This window comes from Solwaraspora sp. WMMB762, from assembly GCF_049179115.1.
Classification (GTDB): Bacteria; Actinomycetota; Actinomycetes; order Mycobacteriales; family Micromonosporaceae; genus Micromonospora_E.
Window position 1 is genome coordinate 3,614,227 of record NZ_JBMHMD010000001.1, and the last position, 16,410, is coordinate 3,630,636.

The following is a 16,410-nucleotide window of genomic DNA, read 5'->3' on the forward strand; positions in this document are numbered from 1 at the left end:
AGGGGTCCTTTCCGCGGTCAGCGGCTGGTCGGCAGGGAGAAGAAGCGGGAGATCAGCCGGGCCACCAGGTTGAGGCCCATGACGATGACGAACAGGGTGAGCGCCGCCGCCCACGCGCGTTCCACGCCGAACTCCGGCCGGGCGCCGGGGATGCTGTACGAGTAGTAGGTGAAGATCGGCAGCGAGGACATCCGGCCGTCGAACAGGTTCCAGTTGGTTGCCGTGGTGCTGCCGGTGATGATCAGCAGCGGGGCGGTCTCGCCGATCACCCGGGCGATGGCGATGGTCACGCCGGTGGCGATGCCCGGTGCGGCGGTCCGCAGCACCACCCGCAGCACGGTGCGCCACTTCGGCACGCCGAGCGCGTACGACGCTTCGCGCAGCTCGTTCGGCACCAGCTTGAGCATCTCCTCGACCGAACGGACCACCACCGGCACCATCAGCACCGACAGGGCGACGGCACCGCCGAGGCCGAACCGGATGCTCGGGCCGAAGAAGATCGCGAAGAAGGCGAACGCGAACAGACCTGCCACGATGGACGGGATACCGGTCATCACGTCGACCAGCAGGGTGACCCACCGGGCCAGCCGGCCCTTGCCGTACTCGACCAGGTAGACGGCGCACATCACGCCGACCGGTACCGAGATCAGCGCAGCCGCGCCGGTGATCATCAGGGTGCCGACGATGGCGTGCAGCGCCCCGCCGCCCTCGCCCAGCACACCCCGCATGTCGCTGCTGAGGAAGGTCCCGTCGAACCGGTGGATGCCGTTCTGCGTGACGGTGATCATCAACGACAGCAGCGGCAGCATCGCGAGGGCGAAGGCGAGGCTGACCAGTACGGTGACGAACCGGTCCTTGGCCCGGCGGCCGCCTTCGACCTGCCAGGAGACCGCCGGCAGGGCCACCATGACGAGCAGTACGCCGATGGCCAACGAGAGCGGGATGGCGAGCCCGAGGCTGAGGCCGCCGACCAGGCCGACCGACAGGCTGCCGCTGACCACCGCCCACGGCGCCCACTTCGGCAGTACGCCGCTGGTCAGCGAGCTGGTGACGGGTGCCCGGGGCGGGGTGATGGTGGTCATGCGTTCGCTCCCGAGAAGTCGCGCCGACGGGCGACGACGGCCCGGGCGGCGAAGTTGACGACGAAGGTCAGCGCGAACAGCACCAGGCCGGTGGCGATCAGCGCGTTCACCGCCAGCCCGCTGGACTCGGGGAAGTCCAACGCGATGTTGGCGGCGATGGTGCTGCTGTTGACCGAGTCGATCAGGTTGATGGTGATCACGTCGGAGGCGGAGAGCACCATCGCGACGGCCAGGGTCTCACCGAGCGCCCGACCCAGCCCGAGCATGCTGCCGCTGATGATCCCGGACCGGCCGAACGGCAGCACGGTCATCCGGATCATCTCCCAGCGGGTGGCACCGAGCGCCAGGGAGGCTTCCTCCTGCAGCCGGGGGGTCTGCAGGAAGACCTCCCGGTTGACCGCGGTCATGATCGGCAGGATCATCACGGCCAGCACCAGACCGGCGGTCAGCATGGTCCGGCCGGTGGCCGAGGCGGGGCCGGCGAAGAACGGGATGAAGCCCAGGTACTCCTCCAGCCACTGGTAGACCGGGACGATGTTCGGGGCGAGGAAGAAGATGCCCCACAGTCCGTAGACGACACTGGGTACGGCGGCCAGCAGATCGACCAGGTAACCCAGACCGGCGGCGACCCGGCGCGGCGCGTAGTGCGAGATGAACAGCGCGATACCGATCGCCAGCGGGGTGGCGACCACCAACGCGATCACCGCGGCGAGGACCGTGCCGAACAGCAGCGGGGTGACGTACGCGATGAAGCCTTCGCCGCCGGGCAGCTCCTCGGGGTCGGCGACCAGGGCGGGGAAGCCCTCGTAGAGCAGGAAGGCCGCGACCGCGGCGAGGGTGACCAGGATGAGCACGCCGGCACCGACGGCGGTGCCGGAGAAGATCTGGTCACCGATCCGTTTGCCGGACCGGCCCCGGCGACGGCTCTCGGCGTTCGGCGGCTCGCCCGTCGACGTGCCGCGCGGCGAGTCGCCGCCGGGCGGCGGATCACTCGATGGGGTACCGCTCTGCGCGGTGGCGGGCTTTGTCACGGATTACGCCTCCTCAGGCCGTGTCGTGACGGGCGGTACGGGGATACGCCGCAGGTCCGGACGGCCACCGGGTGACCGTCCGGACCTGGGTCGCAAGGGCTGGACGTGGTGCTGGACTCAGCCGGCGACGGTGATCGCGTCGATGGCCTGCTGCGCCTGGCTGCGCAGCGTCGCGGAGATCGGCGCGGAGCCGGCGTTCTCGGCGGCGGCCTGCTGGCCCTCCTCGCTGATCACGTAGTTGAAGAACGCCTTGACCAGGTCGACCTTCTCCTGGCTGTCGTAGTTGACGCAGGCCAGCTGGTAGGAGACCAGCACGATCGGGTAGACGCCGGCCTCGGTGGTGTCCCGGGGCAGGTCGATGGCGAAGCTGAACTCGGGGCGACCGGCCACGGTCTCGGCGGCGTCGACCACCTTGGCGGCGGCTTCGGCCGAGTACTCCACGAACTCCTCGCCCACCTGGACCGCGACGACGCCGAGGTCGGTGGCCTGGGAGGCGTCGATGTAGCCGATGGTGCCCTCACCCCCGCGCAGCGCGGCGGCCACACCCTGGGTCTGCGCGGCGGCCTCGCCACCGGTGGTCGGCCAGTCGCCGGAGACCTCGTACGGCCAGTCGGCCGGGGCGGCCTTGGCCAGGTAGTCGACGAAATTCTCGGTGGTGCCGGACTCGTCCGAGCGGTGCACGGCGGTGATCGCCAGGTCGGGCAGCGCGGCGTCCGGGTTGAGCTCGGCGAGCGCCGGGTCGTTCCAGTTGGTGATCTTGTTGTCGAAGATCTTCGCGATCGCCGACGGCGACAGGTTCAGCGTCTCGACGCCCGGCAGGTTGTACGCCACGGCGATCGGGCTGATGTAGCCGGGGAACTCGATGAAGCCCTGCTCGCCGCAGGTCTCCAGGGCGGCGGCGACCTCTTCCTCGTCGAGGTACGCGTCGGAGCCGGCGAAGTCGGATCCGCCGCTGGTGAACTGCTCGCGGCCGCCGCCGGAGCCGATCGGGTCGTAGGTGACGGTCGCGTCCGGGGCGACGGAGGTGAATCCGGCGATCCACGCCTCCATCGCGGCGCCCTGGGAGGAGGCGCCAGCGCCAGCGAGGTCGCCGCTGACCGAGGTGTCGGAGCCGTTGTCAGACCCCGAGCCGGTGTCGCCGTCGTCGCCGCACGCGGCCACGCCGAGGGTAAGCATGACGGCGGCCGGCAGGGCGGCCAGCCGGAGGGACTTACGATTCACGGTGTGTTGCCTCTCTGAGGTCGGGTGGCGAGTCGCCGCCCAAGGGTCGCGGGGGCGAGTTCACCGTCTCGAACGCCGAGGACGGTACGAGCCGTGGCTAAACTGCCGACCGGAGCATGGTGAACAGAAGGTGAACGGGGGTTGTATGGTCGCCGTCCGAGCTGAGCCCACGCTCGACTGTGACCGGCGTCGCACCTCGGCCGACGCATTTCGCCGCCTACGTCGGTGATCAGCTTTCGGGCCGACCGCGCCGCACCAGCCGCCAGCGGCGGGCCTGCTCGGCCGGAAGCTGGTAGCCGACCGCACCGGAGCGGCCGGAACCGGTCCGGGCCATCCGCTGCAGCGGCAGCCCCCACTTCGGATAGTCGTGGTACGCCTTGACGATCCGGGTCAGTCCACCGAGCGCGCCGATCACCTTGTCGACCGGGCTGCCGAGCCGCGCCGCGAGGTCGCCGACCGACATGGTCTCACCGGGGTGCTCGGCGAGCAGGTCGAGGATCGCGAACACGGTCTGGTGCGTCCGGGACCGGCCCTGGGCGAACCGGCGCAACTCCTCGACCGGCCACTCCTTGGCGGCGCGGGCCGTGGACCGGGCCCGGCGGGCCGGCTTCGGGATCGGCCTGGGCCGTTGGTCGAGCTCCTCGATCAGCCGGGCGATGTGCGAGACGTACTCGGCGGGCACGGCAAGATGCACGAGGTCGTCGGCGTCCGTCGGCGCACCTCGCGCGGCTGAGGTCCCTGGTCGTGGAGCCATCTGTCCCGTCCGGTAGCGGTAGCGGGCGAGGAGCGCCCGGCACCCTGTCGCGTTTGTGCGCGCCAAAGTATCACCGCTTGGTAACGCAAGATCATCTATCCGGATCAGGGCTTGACAACCGCAAAACTGACCGTCCCGTCCGGATCGACGTGCAGCTGAGGGGTGACCGGTACGGCCGGATCCCGGCCGGCTGCGGCGGCGAAGACGGCATCCGGGTCAGCGCAGCCGGCGACCTCGTCGAGCGTCACCCGGGTGGGTGGCAGCAGCTGCCAGTCGCCGGTCTCCGCCCGGTCCAGGGCCAGTCCCGGCCGGATCCACACCGTCTGGTCCGCCTCACCGGACACGTCCCGGGTCGCCTGCCCGATCGGCAGCCGGGCAACGAAGAAGTGGGCGTCGAACCGGCGCGGCTCGAAGTCCGGGGTGATCCACCGGCTCCACGCGGCCAGCAGGTCCGACCGCAGGGTCAGCCGCCGACGGCGCAGCAGCTCCGCGAAGCTCAACGTCCGGGCGAGCAACGCCTGCCGCTCGACCTCCCACTCCGGACCGTCCACCGCGTCGACCACAGTGGTCTCGTCCGGCCCGGCCAGCAGCACCCCGGACTCTTCGAACACCTCCCGGGCGGCGGCGCAGACCACCGCCCGTGCCTGGTCCGGCGGGCACCCCAGCCGCGCCGCCCAGTGCTCCGGATCCGGCCCGGCCCAGTCCAGCTCGCCGACGGCGTCGGACGGGTCCACCCCGCCACCGGGGAACGCGTACACCCCGCCGAAGGCGACAGCCGCCACCCGCCGGATCAGGTAGACCTCGAACCCGGTGCCGCCAGGCTCCCTCCTCGGCCCCGGATCCGTCGTCGGGCCCGGATCCGTTGTCGGCCCCGGACCCGTCGTCGGGCGCAGCAGCAGCACGGTCGCGGCGACCCGTGGTCGCACCGGTTCCCGGCCCGCCGCGTAGAACCGGCTGGCGTGCTCGACCATTGCCTCGGGCACGGCGAACAGCATTGGATCGGGTGGCGCGGCGAAAGCCGTGACGTCGTCGTCGGTGGGCACGCGCCGAGCGTAGGTCGTCACCCGGCAGACCGGCCAGCACGCCCCGCCGTCGCCGCGCACGGACTCGCTGGCTAGCGTGCCTGGCATGACTCGTTGGGGAATCCTCGCCACCGGCGGCATCGCCGCCCGCTTCGTCGAAGACCTGCAACTGCTGCCCGACGCCGAGGTACTCGCGGTCGGCTCCCGCTCGGTGGCCAGCGCGCAGGCGTTCGCCGACCGCTACGGCATCCCCCGGGCGTACGGATCCTGGGACGAGCTCGCCGCGGACGGTGACGTCGACGTCGTCTACGTGGCGACGCCGCACTCGGCGCACCACGCCGCGACCATGACCTGCCTGGCCGCCGGCCGGGCGGTGCTGTGCGAGAAGCCGTTCACCCTTGACCTGGCCAGCAGCACCGAGCTGGTGGAGACCGCCCGGGCCCGGGACGTGTTCCTGATGGAGGCCATGTGGATGCGGTGCAACCCGACCGTACGCCGGGTGTGCGAGCTGGTCGACGACGGCGCGATCGGTGAGGTCGTCTCGGTGCACGCCGACTTCGGCCTGGCCGGGCCGTTCGCGCCGGAGAGCCGGATGCGCGACCGCGCGCTCGGCGGCGGCGCTCTGCTCGACCTGGGCATCTACCCGGTGAGCCTGGCGCATCTGGTGCTCGGCCGGCCGGACTCGGTGCACTCCTGGGCGAAACTCACCCCGGAGGGCGTGGACCAGAACACCGGCGTGCTGCTGGGCTACGAGTCGGGCGCGGTGGCCGCGTTGACCTGCGGCATCGTCGGGGCCACTCCGGTGGTGGCGACGATCACCGGCAGCACCGGCCGGATCGCGTTGCCGGACCCGTTCATCTGCCCGAGCGAGTTCACGCTCCGCCGGGGCACCGGGGACCCGGAGGTGGTGCGGGTGGTCGAGCCGGCCGGCAACGGCTACCAGTACGAGGCGGCCGAGGTGCACCGCTGCCTGGCTGCCGGCCTGCGGGAGAGTCCGCTGGTGCCGCACGCGGTGTCCCTCGAGGTCATGGAGCTGCTCGACACGATCCGCGGCCAGATCGGCGTCAGCTACGACTGATCCCGGTCGGGAGTTCGTCTGACCCGGTCTGCCGGCCGGGTCCGGACGCTCGGTCGGCTTGACTCCACCAACTACCTCAGTAATCATTGAGTCAATGAACGCTGAGGTAAGTCGCCGTGCCGACGACCGGCCGACACCCGCCCGCCCGCTGGAGCGGCGCGCCGGTACGCCCGCCGGGCAACTGGAGCGACGCGCCCGGGTGCACGCCGCGCTCGGCGACCCGGCCCGGCTGGCCATGGTCGACCTGCTGCACCTCGGCGACGCCGCCCCCGGCGAGCTGGGTCGACGGCTCGGGTTGCCGAGCAACCTGGTCGCCCACCACGTCAAGGTCCTGCAGGAAGCAGGCCTGCTGCGCCGCGCCCGGTCCGAGGGCGACCGCCGCCGCAGCTACCTGCAACTGGTGCCGGACGTCCTCGCCGGGCTGGCCCCACCGCCGCTGGCCGGCGTCGACCGGGTGGTCTTCGTCTGCACCCACAACTCGGCCCGTTCCCAGCTCGCCGCAGCGCTCTGGCAACGCACCGGACCGACCCCGGCCGCCTCAGCCGGCACCCGACCGGCGACCCGGGTACACCCCCGGGCGGTGGCGCTGGCCCGCCGGCTCAACCTCGACCTCGACCCGGCCCGCACCGCACACGTGTCGGCCGTCGTCGGCGACGGCGACCTGGTCGTCGCCGTCTGCGACAACGCCCACGAGGAGCTAACCGGGGCCGGTGCGCCCGACCTGCACTGGTCGGTGCCGGACCCGGTCCGGGTGGACACCGACGCCGCTTTCGAAGCCGCGTACGCCGACCTCGCCGGCCGGGTCCACCGGCTGGCCCCCGCCATCACCAGCCGGGCCACCGCCCCCACGTCCACCGGAGCCGACCATGTCTGACGTCACCGACGCCGTCCGCCCCGACCTGTCCATCGACCAGCAGGTGGCGCTGCGTACCGCAGCGACCCGGCTGGCCCGGGAGTTCGACGGCACCTACAACACCGAGACGATCGAACGGTTCCTGGCGTCCAGCTACGACCAGTTCGCCACCGGCAGCACCATCCCCAACTATCTGCCGCTGCTCGCCGAGCGGTTCGCCCGGCAGCGGCTGCAGGCCCTGGCCCGGGTGGAGGGCCTGCACTCCGACGGCCGCCCGGTGGTGCTCTTCCTCTGCACCCACAACGCCGGCCGTAGCCAGATGGCGCTCGGGTTCCTCACCCACCTCGCCGGGGAGACGGTGGTCGCCTGGTCCGGCGGCAGCGAGCCGGGCCACGAGGTCAACCGGGCGGCGATCGCGGCGATGGCCGAACGCGGCATCGACATCTCCGGTGAGTACCCGAAGCCGTGGACCGATGAGGTGGTCCGCGCCGCCGACGTGGTGGTCACCATGGGCTGCGGTGACGCCTGCCCGGTCTTCCCCGGCACCCGGTACGAGAACTGGGAGCTGGACGACCCGGCCGGGCAGGACGTCGACGGCGTACGGCCGATTCGCGACGAGATCGAGCGCCGGGTCCGCCGGCTGCTGGACGACCTACAGAAAGTGGAGAACGCGTGAACCCGATCGCACTCTGGCGACGGCTGCTGGCCGAGTTCGCCGGCACCGCCCTGCTGGTCACCTCGGTGGTCGGTTCCGGGGTGATGGCCCAGTCGTTGTCGCCGGACGACGTCGGGCTGCAACTGCTGCAGAATTCGATCGCCACCGCCTTCGCGCTCGGCGCGCTGATCCTGATCTTCGGCCCGGTCTCCGGCGGGCACTTCAACCCGGTCGTCTCGACCGCCGACTGGTTCCTCGGGCGACGCAGCCGCACCGGTCTGACCCTGCCGGATCTGACCGGCTACGTCGCCGCGCAGGTGGCCGGCGGCGTCGCCGGGGCGATCCTGGCCAACCTGATGTTCGCCCTGCCGGCGGTGACCTGGTCGGCCAAGGAGCGGTCGGCGGGCAATCTGTGGCTCGGTGAGGTGGTTGCCACCGCCGGTCTGGTCCTGCTGGTCTTCGCGCTGGCCCGGTCGGGCCGGGCCGGCGCGGCACCGGCCGCGGTCGGTGCCTACATCGGTGCCGCCTACTGGTTCACCTCGTCGACGTCGTTCGCCAACCCGGCGGTGACGATCGGCCGGGGCTTCACCGACACCTTCGCCGGCATCCAGCCCGCCTCGATCCCCGCGTTCCTGGTCGCCCAGGTTGTCGGGCTCGCCGTCGGAGTCGCCCTGCTGCTGGCGCTCTACCCGGGGGTGGGACGCGCCGCCGACCAGGTCGTGGTGCCGGCCGAGCCGGCTCAGCCGGCAGATCCCGCCCAGCCGGCAGATCCCGCCCAGCCGGGCGGATCGGCGACCGACGACGCCGACGACCTGGCGACCGTCCGACGCTGACCTGCCGCCCCCACCCCTCGAAGGAGACACCGTGAGCAAGCCCAGTGTGCTGTTCGTCTGCGTACACAACGCGGGCCGGTCCCAGATGGCCGCCGGCTGGCTGCGTCACCTCGGCGGCGACGCGGTCGAGGTCCGCTCGGCCGGCTCGGCGCCGGCCGAGACGGTCAACCCGGCGGCGGTCGAGGTGATGCGCGAGGTCGGCATCGACATCACCGACCAGACCCCGAAGCGGCTGGAGTGGTCCACCGCCGAGTCCTCCGACGTGATCGTCACGATGGGCTGCGGCGACGCCTGCCCGGTCTTTCCCGGCAAGCGGTACGAGGACTGGCAGTTGACCGACCCGGCCGGCAAGGGCGTCGAGGCGGTCCGGCCGATCCGCGACGAGATCCGCCGCCGGGTCGAGGCGCTGCTCGCCGACCTGGTACCGGCGAGCCGGGTCAGCTGAACAGCGGGCGGACGACGAAGTACATCACCGCGCCGATGCTGCCGGCGGCTGGGAAGGTCAGGATCCAGGCGCCGACGATGTTGCCGGCGACGTTCCACCGTACGGCCGACAGCCGCTTGGTCACCCCGACGCCCATGATCGCCGAGGTGATGGTGTGCGTGGTGGAGATCGGCGCGCCGAGCACCAGGGCGTTGAAGTAGAGCACCGAGCTGGCGACGGTCTCGGCGGCGAACCCCTCGGGCGGCCGCAGGTCGATGATCTTGCGACCGAGGGTACGGATGATCCGCCAGCCGCCGGCGTAGGTGCCCAGCGCCAGCACTGTCGCCGAGGTCCAGAAGACCCACTCCGGGATGGTCTCGGCGTCCGACTGGAACCCGCCGACGAACAGGGCCAGCACCACGATGCCGATGGTCTTCGCGGCGTCCTGCATGCCGTGCCCGACCGACATCGCCGCCGCCGAGACCGACTGGGCGATCCGGAAGCCCCGGTTGAGCTTGCCCGGCTGGCCGTTGCGGAAGATCCACTGCACGGCGAGCATGACCAGGAAGCCGAGGGCGAAGCCGACCAGCGGGGAGAGCACCATCGGCGCCACCACGTCGCCGGCGATACCGCCCCACAGCACCGTGCCGGAGGCGGCGATGGTGGAGCCGACCAGACCGCCGATCAGCGCGTGGGACGACGACGACGGCAGCCCGAAGTACCAGGTGATCAGGTTCCAGGTGATCGCGCCGACCACGCCGGCGAAGACAATGCCGAGGCTGGAGACGCCGGCCGGCAGCTCGACCAGGCCGCTGCCGACGGTCTTGGCCACCTCGGCGCCGAAGTGGGCGCCGATGAAGTTGCCGATGGCGGCCATGATCAGGGCGACCCGTGGGGTGAGTGCCCGGGTGGAGATGCTGGTGGCGATGGCGTTGGCCGCGTCGTGGAACCCGTTGGTGTAGTCGAAGACCATGGCAACGGTGATCACCGCGAGGACGGCGATGAGTTCGGCGCTCACCCGGCTCAGGACTCCTTGACCGCGATGGTCTCGACGGTGTTGGCCACGTGCTCGAAGGCGTCGCAGGCGGCCTCCAGCTCGTCGGCGACCTCCTTCATCTTCAGCACGGTGAGCGCGTCGTACTCGCCGGAGAAGAGCCGGACCAGCAGCATCCGGTACGCCCGGTCGCCCTCGTTCTCCAGCCGGTTGCACTCGATCCAGTAGTCGTCGAGGTTCTTCATCGCCCGCAGCCGGGGCATCGCGTCGGCGGTCACCCGGGCCTGCTGGTCGAGCACCGCGATCAGCTCGTGCATCTCCCGGGGCAGCGACGGCAACTGGGTCAGCCCGTAGAGGTAGAGCAGGTTGCCGACCGCTTCCAGGTGGTCCATCACGTCGTCGAGCTGGCTGCCGAGCCGGTAGATGTCCTCCCGGTCGAACGGGGTGATGAACGCCGAGTTGATCTTCTTGTAGAGGTCGTGGGTGATCTGGTCGCTGTCGTGCTCGACCTCGGTGAGCCGCTCGCTGACCGACTGGACGTCGACGCCGGGCAGGGCGAGTTCGTTGAGCAGCTCGGTGCCCCGCACGAGGTTCTGCGCGGCTTTGGTGAACAGTTCATAGAAGGCGCCCTCGACCGGGCGGAAGGAGAACTTCACAGCGCAGACCTCGTCGGAGACGGTGGGGAACAGGGGCTGGCCACGGGAAACGCCCGCGCGCTCTGCAGGGAATGCTAGGGAACAGTGAATCGCGTCTGCTCGCGGCCCACCCCTGTACACCTACGAGTCAGTCTCTGTTCATCCGCCGTTCACTTTCGGCCCGTCCCCGGCGAGCAGCCGGGCATGCTCCTTGCGCAGGTCGAACCGGGCCGGCGGGTAGCTCAGGTCCAGATCCGCGAAGTGCTCCCGGAGCAGGTGCGCCAGCGCCCAGTCCCGGTACCACTTGCGGTCGGCCGGCACCACGAACCAGGGCGCGGCGTCCGTGGCGCACCGGCTCAACGCCTCCGTGTACGCGGCCTGGTAGTCCGGCCACTTGGTACGCGCGTCCACGTCCCCCGGGTGGTACTTCCAGTGCTTGGTCGGGTCGGTCAACCGGGACAGCAGCCGCTCCCGCTGCTCCCCGTAGGAAATGTGCAGGAACACCTTGATCAGCACGAAACCCTCGTCGACCAGCCCGGCCTCGAATTCGTTGATCTCGTCGTACCGGGCCCGCCAGGTCTCCTCCGGCACCAGCGACTCGACCCGTACCACCAGGACGTCCTCGTAGTGTGACCGATCGAACACCCCGACCTGGCCGGCGTCCGGCAACGCCCGGCGGATCCGCCACAGGAAGTGGTGCCCCAACTCCTCCTCGGTAGGCGGCCCGAAGGCCCGGATCTGCAGGCCGAGCGGATTCATCGCGCCGGCCACCCGCTTCACCGCGCCGCCCTTGCCGCCGCAGTCCATCGCCTGCAGCACCAGCAGCACCCGCCGACCGGCCGCGTCGCCGGCGACCGCCTGGGCGTGCAGCATCTCCTGCTGCTCGGCCAGTTCGTCGCCGATCCGGCGGACCTCGGCGCGGGCCCACGACTTGCGGTCCGGCCCGGTCACCGACAGCGCCGGCAGCCCCGGCGTCGACCTCGGGTCGATCGCGGACAGGTCGAGCGGCCGGCCGGCACCGACCCGTAGCAGTTCCCGGACAGGTGGCTCGTACAGGTCAGCAGTCATCAGCCGATCATCGCCCAGCCGGCCCTCGGCCGACCAGCCGACCGCTACCCGGCCGACCACCGGATCGGCCGGCCGACCAGCCGGTCGGGTCAGCAGACCAGCGCCAGCCACTTCCGGTAGGCCGAGGCGAACGGCTCGGTGCCGTCGCCGAGCGCGTCCTGTAGCCAGCGGGCGGCGGCCCAGGCCGACTCCACCACGTCCTCCGGGTAGCCGTACCGCACCCGGTGCTCGGCGAACTCGTCCTCGTCGCGCAGCTCCACCAGACCGGTCGCCCTGCGCCTCACCACATCAAGATCAAGATCGATGAGGTGTACGGTGGACTCGTCCTCCCAACGGGCCGGGCTGGCGATGTCGCAGTAGACCTCACTGGTGCGCGGCGGCGGGTTGAACATGCAGGTCCACCACTGCTCACGCGGCACCAGCAAGACGAACGGGATCTGCTCCACCGACGGGCGACCGTGGTAGATCGACTCGGTGCCCCGGGGCACGCCGAGCCACACGCCGACCTCGTCCTCAGTCAACCGGCGGGCCGGATAGTCGCGGTGGGCCGAACCGTCGTACTTGCGATAGACCACCCGTACGACATCGCTCGACATGTGTCGCACCTTAACCGATGGGCGCCCACCGGAAGGCAACGTGCAGGTGACGCCCCAGTGCCGGAGCCGGCACCCGGGCGACACCGGCCGATGGGCTGTGGATGACCGCTGGGACGACGGTGGTGATCGGTACTGTCAGCGGGTGACCCCTGCGACGACCACCAGCACCGCGTCCGCTCCGGCGGCCCCGCCGCGCCCGGCCGGCCGCTCCGGCACCGGTCGGCCGAGCGCCGCCCAGTTGCTCGCCGCCGCGGTCGGCGCGGTCCCCGGCGGCTCGGCCCGACCCGGCCAGCAGGAGATGACGGCGGCGATCGCCGACGCCATCCGTACCCGGCACCACCTGCTCGTGCAGGCCGGCACCGGCACCGGTAAATCGCTGGCCTACCTGGCGCCCGCGCTGACCGTCGACGGCCCGGTGGTGGTCTCCACCGCCACCCTGGCGCTGCAGTCCCAGCTGGTCGAGCACGACCTGCCCCGGCTCGCCGACGCGGTCGAGCCGATCCTGCGCCGCCGGCCCACCTTCGCCGTCCTCAAGGGCCGGCACCACTACCTGTGCCTGGCCCGGCTGGAGGACTCGGCCGAGGAGGAGCCGACGGACCTGTTCGACGCCGCCGGCGACAACGGCGACAACGGCGGTGGCAACGGTGGCAGCGGCGGCGGCACCCGCTGGTTGGCTGCCGCCGGCCGGCTCGGCAAGCAGGTGCAACGGCTGCGTGACTGGGCGATGGAGACCGACACCGGCGACCGCGACGAGCTGGACCCCGGCGTCGACGACCAGGTGTGGCGGCAGGTGTCGATGCCGGCCCGCGAGTGCGTCGGGGCGGCCCGCTGCCCGTACGGCGAGGAATGCTTCGCCGAGGCGTCCCGGTTCCGGGCCCGCGAAGCCGACGTGGTCGTCACCAACCACAGCCTGCTCGCCGTCGACATGCTCGCCGGCCGGCACATCGTGCCGCCGCACAAACTGCTGATCGTCGACGAGGCCCACGAGCTGGCCGACCGGGTCTCGTCGGCCGCCCAGGCCGAGCTCACCCCGGACGTGATCGACCGGGCCGCCCGCCGGGCCCGGCCGCTGCTGCCGCCGGAGACCGCCGAGCAGCTCACCGAGGCCGGTGACGCCCTCGCCGTCGGGCTGGGTGAGTCGCCGGCCGGCCGGCTGACCAGCGGTCTGCCGCCGGCGCTGCACGAGGCGTGCACCCTGCTGGAGTCGGCCACCCGGGCCGCGCTGGACAAGATCGGCGACATCAAGGCCGACGACCCGGACCCGGTCCGCAAACAGCAGGCCAAGTCGGTGCTCGACGAGCTCTCCACGACCGCCCAACGGCTGCTCGACGAGGCCGAGCACGACGTCGCCTGGGTGGAGAAGCCGGACGGCCCGGCCGCCAACCGCCGGGCGCTGGTGGTGGCACCGCTGTCGGTGGCCGGCACCCTGTCCAGCCACCTCTACGAGGAGCGGACCGTGGTGGCCACCTCCGCCACCCTGACCCTGGGCGGCCGGTTCGACACGGTGGCCCGGTCGCTGGGTCTGGAGACCGCTACCCCGGCCACCGAGCAGGCCGAGGCGGTCACGGCCGACGATCTCAGCTGGCGGTCACTCGACGTCGGTTCCCCGTTCGACTACCCCAAGCAGGGCATCCTGTACGTCGCCGCGCACCTGCCCCGGCCGACCGTCTCCGGGCTGCCCGCCCAGGCCGGCGAGGAGCTGCTGTCGCTGATCGGCACGCTCGGTGGCCGTACCCTCGGATTGTTCTCGTCCCGACGGGCCGCGCAGCAGGCCGCGGAGCTGGTCCGGGCCCGGACCGGGCTGACCGTGCACGTGCAGGGCGAGCAGGCGTTGCCGCTGCTGGTCCGCCGGTTCCGGGAGGACCGGGCGAGCTGCCTGTTCGGCGTGATGTCGCTGTGGCAGGGGGTGGACGTGCCCGGCGACGCCTGCCAGCTGGTGGTGATCGACCGGCTGCCGTTCCCCCGGCCGGACGAGCCGCTGGCCGCCGCCCGCGCCGCCGCCGTGGACGCCGCCGGCGGCTCCGGGTTTTCTGCGGTCAGCGTGCCGATCGCGGCGGTACGCCTGGCGCAGGGCGCCGGCCGGCTGATCCGGTCCACCGGTGACCGGGGTGTCGTGGCGGTGCTGGACTCCCGGTTAGAGACCGCCCGTGGCTACGGCGCGTTCCTGCGCCGTTCGTTGCCGCCGTTCTGGTACACCACCCGGCCGGAGGTGGTGCAGGGCGCGCTGCGCCGACTGGCCGCCAGCTGACCCGCCACCGGTTGTCCTGCCACCAGTTGGGCGGGTCAGCCGCCGGGCGGCTGTGGTCGGGTCACGGTGGGCTGGTGCCGATCACCACGGACTCCGGCGGTGGCGGCGGCGGGACGTGCCGGCGGCGGGCCAGTCGGCGTACCGCCGTGTTCAGCACCGCGATCAGCGGTACGGCGACCAGCGCGCCGACGATGCCGGCCAGCACCACGCCGGAGGTGACCGCCAGCACCACGGCCAGCGGGTGGATCGCCACCGCCCGCCCCATGATCAGCGGTTGCAGGACGTTGCCTTCCAGCTGCTGCACCGCGATCACCGCACCCAGGATGATCAACGCGGTGACCCAGCCGCTGTCCACCAGGGCCACCAGGATGGCCACCGCGCCGGACAGCGTCGCGCCGACGATCGGGATGAACGCGCCCAGGAACACCAACGCGGCCAGCGCGAACGCGAATGGGATGTCGAACAGCACCAGGAAGATCCCGATGCCGACGGCGTCGATGAACGCCACCAGCACGGTCGCCCGGACATAGGCGACCAGAGTCATCCAGGCCGCGCTACCGGCGTCGTCGATCCGCCAGCGCGCCGCAAGCGGGAACAGGCCGACGATGAACCGCCAGATCCGCTGCCCGTCCCGGAGGAAGAAGAACGTCGAGAACAGCACCAGCAGCGCACCGGTGAACAGCTCCACGACCGTCCCGGCGGTGGAGACCGCGCCGCTGGTCAACGTCTGGGTGTTCTCGTTGATCCAGTTCTGCCCGGCCTCGACGTACTGGTCGAGCTGTCCGTCGTCGAGCTTCAGCGGACCGGTGCGCAGCCACTTCTGAATCTCCCCGATGCCGCTGGACGCCTTCTCGCTCAGGTCGGGCAGGCCGGTGATGAACTCGTTGACCACCAGGGTCAGCGTGCCGACCACCCCGGCCAGCCCGGTGATGAGCACTACCGCCGTGGCCAGGGTGCGCGGCACGTGGGCCCGCAGCAGCCAGCCGACCGCCGGGGCGAGCAACGCGGCCAGCAGCAACGCCACCAGCACCGGGATGATGACGATCCGGACGTTGCCGATGACCCGCAGCAGCGCCCATCCGACGATGCCGATCACGATCAGCCGCCACGACCAGGCGGCGGCGATCCGTAGCGCGTGCGGCACGTCCGCGTCGTCGCGGCTCGTGGTCGACAGGTGTCCGTCGCCCGGCGGCGGGGTCTCCGCGCCCGGGTCGGCACCCGCGCCGGCCAGCTCCTCGGCGGCGCCGGCCGCAGCGGCACGGCGGGACCGTTCCCGCTCCCGGGCGGCCCGCACCGACTCCCGCCCGGCCTCGTACGCCTGGCGTAGCCGCCCTCTCATCTGTTGCAGCCGGCTCAAGCGAACCCCCGGAGTCGAGTATCGGTGCGTACACGGTAACGGGCACATGTGCGTCGTTGCTGCCGCTACCTCCCTGAACTCTCCCCGATGTGCCCCGTACGGGCGGCAGGCAACCATCCGGCCGACCCACCCGCGACCGGCCGGCACACCCACGCGGTACGGTTCGGTCGTGACCGCCGACCCACCACACGACAACGGTTTGCCGATCCGCCTGCTGCACGACCGGGTGCTGGTCAAACTCGAAGGCGGCGAGGGCGAGCGCCGCTCCACCGCCGGCATCGTGATCCCGGCCACCGCGTCGGTGGGCCGGCGACTGTCCTGGGCGACCACGGTCGGGGTCGGACCCAACGTACGCTCGATCGTCACCGGCGACCGGGTGCTGTTCGACCCGGAGGACCGCTCCGAGGTCGAGCTGCACGGTCGCGGCTACGTCCTGCTCCGCGAACGCGACGTGCACGCGGTGGCCGCCCAACGGGTCGAAGAAGACTCCACCGGTCTGTACCTGTAGCTCAATAGCCCACGCCGTCTCCGGCCGTTGGCGCTGGCGCTGGTGTTGATC

At 71.7% G+C, this 16,410-nt stretch carries 17 protein-coding genes; 7 read left to right on the forward strand and 10 right to left on the reverse strand.

Going from position 1 to position 16,410, the window contains the following annotated elements:
- Positions 1-17: 17 nt before the first annotated feature.
- From pstA to ACN27J_RS16060, 5 genes are all read right to left on the reverse strand, one after another.
- A complete protein-coding gene (gene pstA, locus ACN27J_RS16040) occupies positions 18-1,082 on the reverse strand; it encodes a phosphate ABC transporter permease PstA (protein ID WP_421367123.1) in 1,065 nt (354 codons plus the stop codon).
- Entirely contained in the window at positions 1,079-2,113 is a 1,035-nt protein-coding gene (gene pstC, locus ACN27J_RS16045; protein ID WP_421367124.1) for a phosphate ABC transporter permease subunit PstC, read from the reverse strand. The genes pstA and pstC overlap by 4 nt, the downstream gene beginning before the upstream one ends.
- 117 nt (positions 2,114-2,230) lie before the next feature.
- The gene (gene pstS, locus ACN27J_RS16050; protein WP_421367125.1) at positions 2,231-3,334 is read right to left on the reverse strand and encodes a phosphate ABC transporter substrate-binding protein PstS; all 1,104 of its coding nucleotides are present in this window, start codon (positions 3,332-3,334) and stop codon (positions 2,231-2,233) included.
- A 229-nt stretch (positions 3,335-3,563) separates the two neighbouring features.
- Positions 3,564-4,088, reverse strand: a complete 525-nt coding sequence (locus ACN27J_RS16055) for a hypothetical protein (RefSeq protein WP_421367126.1) — start codon at positions 4,086-4,088, stop codon at positions 3,564-3,566.
- A gap of 104 nt (positions 4,089-4,192) precedes the next feature.
- On the reverse strand, positions 4,193-5,083 hold the full coding sequence (locus ACN27J_RS16060; protein WP_421372281.1) for an NUDIX hydrolase: 891 nt from the start codon (positions 5,081-5,083) through the stop codon (positions 4,193-4,195).
- A 133-nt stretch (positions 5,084-5,216) separates the two neighbouring features.
- Here ACN27J_RS16060 and ACN27J_RS16065 point away from each other — a divergent pair, with 133 nt between their 5' ends.
- The 5 genes from ACN27J_RS16065 (at position 5,217) to ACN27J_RS16085 (ending at position 8,974) form a co-directional block, all read left to right on the forward strand.
- Positions 5,217-6,188 (forward strand): Gfo/Idh/MocA family protein, encoded by a 972-nt coding sequence (locus tag ACN27J_RS16065; protein ID WP_421367127.1) that lies wholly within the window; start codon positions 5,217-5,219, stop codon positions 6,186-6,188.
- Positions 6,189-6,282: 94 nt separating this feature from the next.
- Positions 6,283-7,062: a MarR family transcriptional regulator gene (locus ACN27J_RS16070; protein ID WP_421367128.1), complete on the forward strand. Its 780-nt coding sequence runs from the start codon at positions 6,283-6,285 to the stop codon at positions 7,060-7,062.
- The gene (locus ACN27J_RS16075; protein WP_421367129.1) at positions 7,055-7,717 is read left to right on the forward strand and encodes an arsenate reductase ArsC; all 663 of its coding nucleotides are present in this window, start codon (positions 7,055-7,057) and stop codon (positions 7,715-7,717) included. The genes ACN27J_RS16070 and ACN27J_RS16075 overlap by 8 nt, the downstream gene beginning before the upstream one ends.
- A complete protein-coding gene (locus ACN27J_RS16080) occupies positions 7,714-8,529 on the forward strand; it encodes an aquaporin (protein ID WP_421367130.1) in 816 nt (271 codons plus the stop codon). Before ACN27J_RS16075 ends, ACN27J_RS16080 begins: the two co-directional genes overlap by 4 nt.
- Before the next feature lie 85 nt (positions 8,530-8,614).
- Positions 8,615-8,974, forward strand: a complete 360-nt coding sequence (locus ACN27J_RS16085; protein WP_421372283.1) for an arsenate reductase ArsC — start codon at positions 8,615-8,617, stop codon at positions 8,972-8,974.
- Here ACN27J_RS16085 and ACN27J_RS16090 read toward each other — a convergent pair.
- The 4 genes from ACN27J_RS16090 to ACN27J_RS16105 form a co-directional block, all read right to left on the reverse strand.
- Positions 8,967-9,971, reverse strand: a complete 1,005-nt coding sequence (locus ACN27J_RS16090) for an inorganic phosphate transporter (RefSeq protein WP_421367131.1) — start codon at positions 9,969-9,971, stop codon at positions 8,967-8,969. The genes ACN27J_RS16085 and ACN27J_RS16090 overlap by 8 nt on opposite strands.
- Before the next feature lie 5 nt (positions 9,972-9,976).
- Complete coding sequence (locus ACN27J_RS16095) at positions 9,977-10,603, reverse strand: DUF47 domain-containing protein (RefSeq protein WP_278171753.1); 627 nt, start codon at positions 10,601-10,603, stop codon at positions 9,977-9,979.
- Between the two features lie 138 nt (positions 10,604-10,741).
- Positions 10,742-11,650 (reverse strand): PPK2 family polyphosphate kinase, encoded by a 909-nt coding sequence (locus ACN27J_RS16100; protein WP_421367132.1) that lies wholly within the window; start codon positions 11,648-11,650, stop codon positions 10,742-10,744.
- 89 nt (positions 11,651-11,739) lie between these two features.
- Positions 11,740-12,246 (reverse strand): DUF402 domain-containing protein, encoded by a 507-nt coding sequence (locus tag ACN27J_RS16105; RefSeq protein ID WP_281552984.1) that lies wholly within the window; start codon positions 12,244-12,246, stop codon positions 11,740-11,742.
- A 142-nt stretch (positions 12,247-12,388) separates the two neighbouring features.
- Here ACN27J_RS16105 and ACN27J_RS16110 point away from each other — a divergent pair, with 142 nt between their 5' ends.
- Entirely contained in the window at positions 12,389-14,494 is a 2,106-nt protein-coding gene (locus tag ACN27J_RS16110; RefSeq protein WP_421367133.1) for an ATP-dependent DNA helicase, read from the forward strand.
- Positions 14,495-14,555: 61 nt separating this feature from the next.
- Here the strand turns inward: ACN27J_RS16110 and ACN27J_RS16115 are convergent, their stop codons facing one another.
- Positions 14,556-15,899, reverse strand: coding sequence for an AI-2E family transporter (locus ACN27J_RS16115; RefSeq protein ID WP_421367134.1), 1,344 nt, complete (start codon positions 15,897-15,899; stop codon positions 14,556-14,558).
- A 121-nt stretch (positions 15,900-16,020) separates the two neighbouring features.
- On the opposite strand from ACN27J_RS16115, the gene ACN27J_RS16120 reads away from it, so the two are divergent.
- Positions 16,021-16,359 (forward strand): GroES family chaperonin, encoded by a 339-nt coding sequence (locus ACN27J_RS16120; RefSeq protein ID WP_123605868.1) that lies wholly within the window; start codon positions 16,021-16,023, stop codon positions 16,357-16,359.
- Positions 16,360-16,410 lie beyond the last annotated feature (51 nt).

What these genes read in the sequence shown, in the direction of transcription:
- pstA (WP_421367123.1), bottom strand. Translation starts at nt 1,082, where the DNA reads ATGACCACCATCACCCCGCCCCGGGCACCCGTCACCAGCTCGCTGACC.
- ACN27J_RS16055 (WP_421367126.1), bottom strand. Translation starts at nt 4,088, where the DNA reads ATGGCTCCACGACCAGGGACCTCAGCCGCGCGAGGTGCGCCGACGGAC.
- ACN27J_RS16060 (WP_421372281.1), bottom strand. Translation starts at nt 5,083, where the DNA reads ATGCTGTTCGCCGTGCCCGAGGCAATGGTCGAGCACGCCAGCCGGTTC.
- ACN27J_RS16065 (WP_421367127.1), top strand. Translation starts at nt 5,217, where the DNA reads ATGACTCGTTGGGGAATCCTCGCCACCGGCGGCATCGCCGCCCGCTTC.
- ACN27J_RS16070 (WP_421367128.1), top strand. Translation starts at nt 6,283, where the DNA reads ATGAACGCTGAGGTAAGTCGCCGTGCCGACGACCGGCCGACACCCGCC.
- ACN27J_RS16075 (WP_421367129.1), top strand. Translation starts at nt 7,055, where the DNA reads ATGTCTGACGTCACCGACGCCGTCCGCCCCGACCTGTCCATCGACCAG.
- ACN27J_RS16085 (WP_421372283.1), top strand. Translation starts at nt 8,615, where the DNA reads ATGGCCGCCGGCTGGCTGCGTCACCTCGGCGGCGACGCGGTCGAGGTC.
- ACN27J_RS16100 (WP_421367132.1), bottom strand. Translation starts at nt 11,650, where the DNA reads ATGACTGCTGACCTGTACGAGCCACCTGTCCGGGAACTGCTACGGGTC.
- ACN27J_RS16105 (WP_281552984.1), bottom strand. Translation starts at nt 12,246, where the DNA reads ATGTCGAGCGATGTCGTACGGGTGGTCTATCGCAAGTACGACGGTTCG.
- ACN27J_RS16115 (WP_421367134.1), bottom strand. Translation starts at nt 15,899, where the DNA reads ATGTGCCCGTTACCGTGTACGCACCGATACTCGACTCCGGGGGTTCGC.